This is a genomic window from Streptomyces sp. SM1, assembly GCF_002910825.1.
GTDB lineage: Bacteria > Actinomycetota > Actinomycetes > Streptomycetales > Streptomycetaceae > Streptomyces > Streptomyces okerensis.
Genome location: NZ_NEUB01000239.1, coordinates 1 through 3,544 on the forward strand (window position 1 = coordinate 1; position 3,544 = coordinate 3,544).

At 75.1% G+C, this 3,544-nt stretch carries 3 protein-coding genes; 1 reads left to right on the plus strand and 2 read right to left on the minus strand.

Annotated features, from left to right (window positions below; genetic code table 11):
• Positions 1–1,835: ABC transporter ATP-binding protein (locus B9S61_RS05580; RefSeq protein WP_374936186.1), on the plus strand; the 1,835-nt coding region annotated here is incomplete at its 5' end.
• 303 nt (positions 1,836–2,138) lie between these two features.
• Here the strand turns inward: B9S61_RS05580 and B9S61_RS05585 are convergent.
• Positions 2,139–2,348: an MbtH family protein gene (locus tag B9S61_RS05585; RefSeq protein ID WP_103541191.1), complete on the minus strand. Its 210-nt coding sequence runs from the start codon at positions 2,346–2,348 to the stop codon at positions 2,139–2,141.
• Positions 2,345–3,544 (minus strand): condensation domain-containing protein (locus B9S61_RS05590; RefSeq protein ID WP_258039557.1); only part of this gene is annotated, 1,200 nt, incomplete at its 5' end. The genes B9S61_RS05585 and B9S61_RS05590, both read right to left, overlap by 4 nt.

Here is a 3,544-nt window from a genome sequence, read left to right on the forward strand (position 1 = left end):
AGCCGGCCGACGACACACCGCCCGAGGAGACGATGAGCCGCACCGGCCCCACGGACCGCGCCCTGCTGCCGACCGCGACCGGCGCCGAGACGCTGGCCGCCCTGCGCGCGCTGCTGCGCGGTCACCGCCCCCTCACGGTGACCGCCGTCGGCGTACTGATCGCCGGGACGGCCATCGGCCTGCTGACGGCACCCCTGCTCGGGCACGTCGTCGATCTGGTCGTGGAGAGGCGGGGCACGGACGCGCTGATCATGCCGATGGTCCTGCTCGTCGCGGTCGCGGTGGCGCGCGGCGGCGCCACCGCGATCGGCAGCGCACTCGTCGCCCGGCTGGGCGAGACCGTACTGGCCGCTCTGCGCGAGCGGTTCGTCGAACGGGCGCTGGGACTGCCCCTCGAACGCGTCGAGGAGGCCGGCTCGGGCGACCTCGTCTCCCGGGTGACCGGCGACGTCACCATGATCGCCAAGTCGGTACGGCAGGCCCTGCCGGAGTTCTCCCGCTCCGCCTTCACCATCGTGCTGACCCTGGCCGGACTCGCCGTGCTGGACTGGCGTTTCCTGATCGCCGCGCTGTGGGCGGTGCCCGTGCAGGTCCTGGCCGTGCGCTGGTACCTGCGCCGGGCCGCCCCCGTGTACGCGGAGCACCGGGTGGCCACCGGCGCGCTCCAGCACCAGCTGCTGGACAGCATGGGCGGGGTCCGCACCGTCCGCGCGTTCCGGCTGAGCGGGACACATCTGGACCTCATGGAGCGGCGGTCGTCGGCGGCCCTCGTTCTGGCGCTGCGCGGCATCCACGTCGTGACCGGCTTCTTCTCCCGGCTCAACCTCGCCGAGTACATCGGCATGGCCTCGGTCCTGGTCACCGGCTTCGTGCTGGTCGACAACGGATCGGTGAGCATCGGTACGGCGACCGCGGCCGCGCTGTACTTCCACAGCCTGTTCAACCCGGTCAACGCCGCGCTGTTCCTCCTCGACGACGTGCAGTCGGCGGGTGCGAGTCTCGCCCGCCTCGTCGGGGTGTCCGGCCTGGCCGTCACGGCGGAGCCGGACGGCGCGGCGGTGCCGGTGGACGGCTCCGTCAAGGTCTTCTCGCTCCACCACGCGTACGTGCCCGGTCGTCCCGTGCTGCGGGACGTCTCCCTGGAGGTGAACAACGGCGAGCGGGTGGCGCTGGTCGGTTCGAGCGGAGCGGGCAAGACGACGCTGGCCAAGCTGATCGCGGGCGTGCACCGGCCGTCGGGCGGGTCGGTGACGCTGGGCGGGGCGGACACGCGTGAGCTGGGGCCCTCGGGGGTCCGCCGGGCGGTGGCGCTCATCAGCCAGGAGGTCCATGTCTTCGCCGGCCCGCTGGCCGAGGACCTGCGACTGGCCCGGCCGGAGGCCGGCGACGACGAGGTGCGGGCGGCCCTGGACCGGGTGGGCGCCCTGCGGTGGGCCGAGGCACTGCCCGACGGTCTGGACACGGTGGTCGGTGAGGGCGGGCACCGGCTCACGGTGACCCAGGCCCAGCATCTGGCGCTGGCCCGGCTGGTCCTGGCCGACCCGCCGATCGCCATCCTGGACGAGGCGACCGCCGACGCGGGCAGCGCCGGAGCGCGCGTCCTGGAGGCGGCCGCGCTGAAGGCCCTCGAGGGGCGTACGGGTCTCCTGGTGGCCCACCGGCTGCCCCAGGCGGCGACCGCCGACCGGATCATCGTCCTCGACGAGGGCCGGGTCGTCGAGACCGGCACCCACGAAGAGCTGGTCGCGGCGGGCGGCCGCTACGCCGAGCTCTGGGCGGCCTGGTCCGACAGCCGCCCCGGTACGAGCACACCGGCGGAGGGCGAGGAGGCGTAGGCCCGTCGTACCGAAGTGCGGCCCCGGCGCCGCGGCCCCGGGAGCACCGGGGCACCCCGGGCAGGGACATCGGCACCACCGGGCGGACCGCACCGCGCCCGCCCGCCCGTCTGCCGACGACGAGCAAGATGCCGGCGGCGCCCGCACCGACCCGTCGGCCGAGTCGGCCCGCACGGCACCGCGAACAGCCGTGCGGACGGCACGAAACACACCAGCCCGCCCGCCGACGGCACCGCAACCGCTCACCCCCGACCAAGGGCGCGGAGGGTGCCGGGCCGGGAAGCTCCCGGCCCGGGAGGCGGTTCAGCGGTCGCGTGCGGCCAGGCTTGCCGGGCGCAGGTCGGTCCAGTGGGTTTCCACGTACGCGAGACAGGCTTCCCGGGTGTCCTCGCCGAACACGGCGCGCCAGCCGGCAGGCACCTCGGCGAAGGAGGGCCACAGGGAGTGCTGGTTCTCGTCGTTGACCAGTACCAGGAAGCTGCCCTGCGGGTCTTCGAAGGGGTTGGTCGTCATGCGTGGTCACTCCTTGTGGACGGTGTGGTGATCAGCTCGGAGAGAGGTCGCTCCGGGTGCGCCGCCGCCTCGCGCAGCAGGGCGGGCAGTTCCTCGGCGAGCCGCCGGGCCGTGGCGGCGGCGCGCCCTCCGGTCGTAGGGAGGAGCGCGCAGTGCACCGGGCCGGCGCCGCGCGGTTCGTGGAAGCCGAGGGTCAGCTCCGCTCGTGCCGGTCCGGTGGGGGCGGTCCCGAGCGATCCGAGGCCGCCCTCGAGCCCTGCCGGGTCGGCCTGTTCGTGGTGGACCACCATGATCTGGGGTCCCCCGGGAGGCAGTCCGGTCGCGCGCGCCACCTCGTCGTACGGGACGTCCTGCCGGTCCAGGGCGGCGAGTGTGGTCTCCCGCACCCGGGCCAGCAGGCCGGAGAAGGCGGGATCACCCGCCGTGTCGGTGCGCAGCACGACCGTGTTGAGGAAGCAGCCGACGAGATCGGTGAGCCGCTCGTCGGTCCGGCCGGGGACCATGGTGCCGATGGGCAGGTCGGTTCCCGCGCCGTGCGCGGTGAGGAGTGCCGCCAGGGCCGCGTGCAGCACCATGAAGAGGCTGGTGCGGGTGGACCGGGCCAGCCGGTCCACATCGGCGTGCAGCCGCTCGTCCAGCACGAAGAAGGCCGGGGCGGCCGTGTGGTGGGAGCCGTCCGCGTGCCGCGGCCGGCCCGCCGGCAGGGTGAGCGTGCGCGGTACGTCCTTCAGTGTGCGCCGCCAGTGGGCCAGTTGGCGCCCGCCCCGGCTGTCCGGGTCGGCGAGGTCGCCGAGGGCGCGGTGGGCCCGGCGCGTGTAGTCGGCGTAGGTCAGCGGCAGTGGGGCCCATCCGGGCTCCCGGCCCTCCGCCCGGGCCGCGTACGCGGTGCCGAGGTCACGCAGCAGGGGGACGACCGACCACTCGTCGACGGCGAGGTAGTGCGCCGTCAGCAGGAGGGCCTGTCGGCCGTCCGGAGCCGTCAGCAGCCGGACCCTCAGGGGTGCCTCACGCGTGAGGTCCGTGTGCTCACCCGCCAGTTCGGCGACGCGCCGGTCGAGGTCGGCGCACTCCTCGAAGGCCGGGGCGGGCGGCACGACCTCCCGCGGACGCACCGTGTCGCCGTGGCGGGCGAAGGCGGTGCGCAGCGGCTGGTGCCGGGCCGTGACATCGGCGAGCGCGGCGGCGAGGACGGCGGG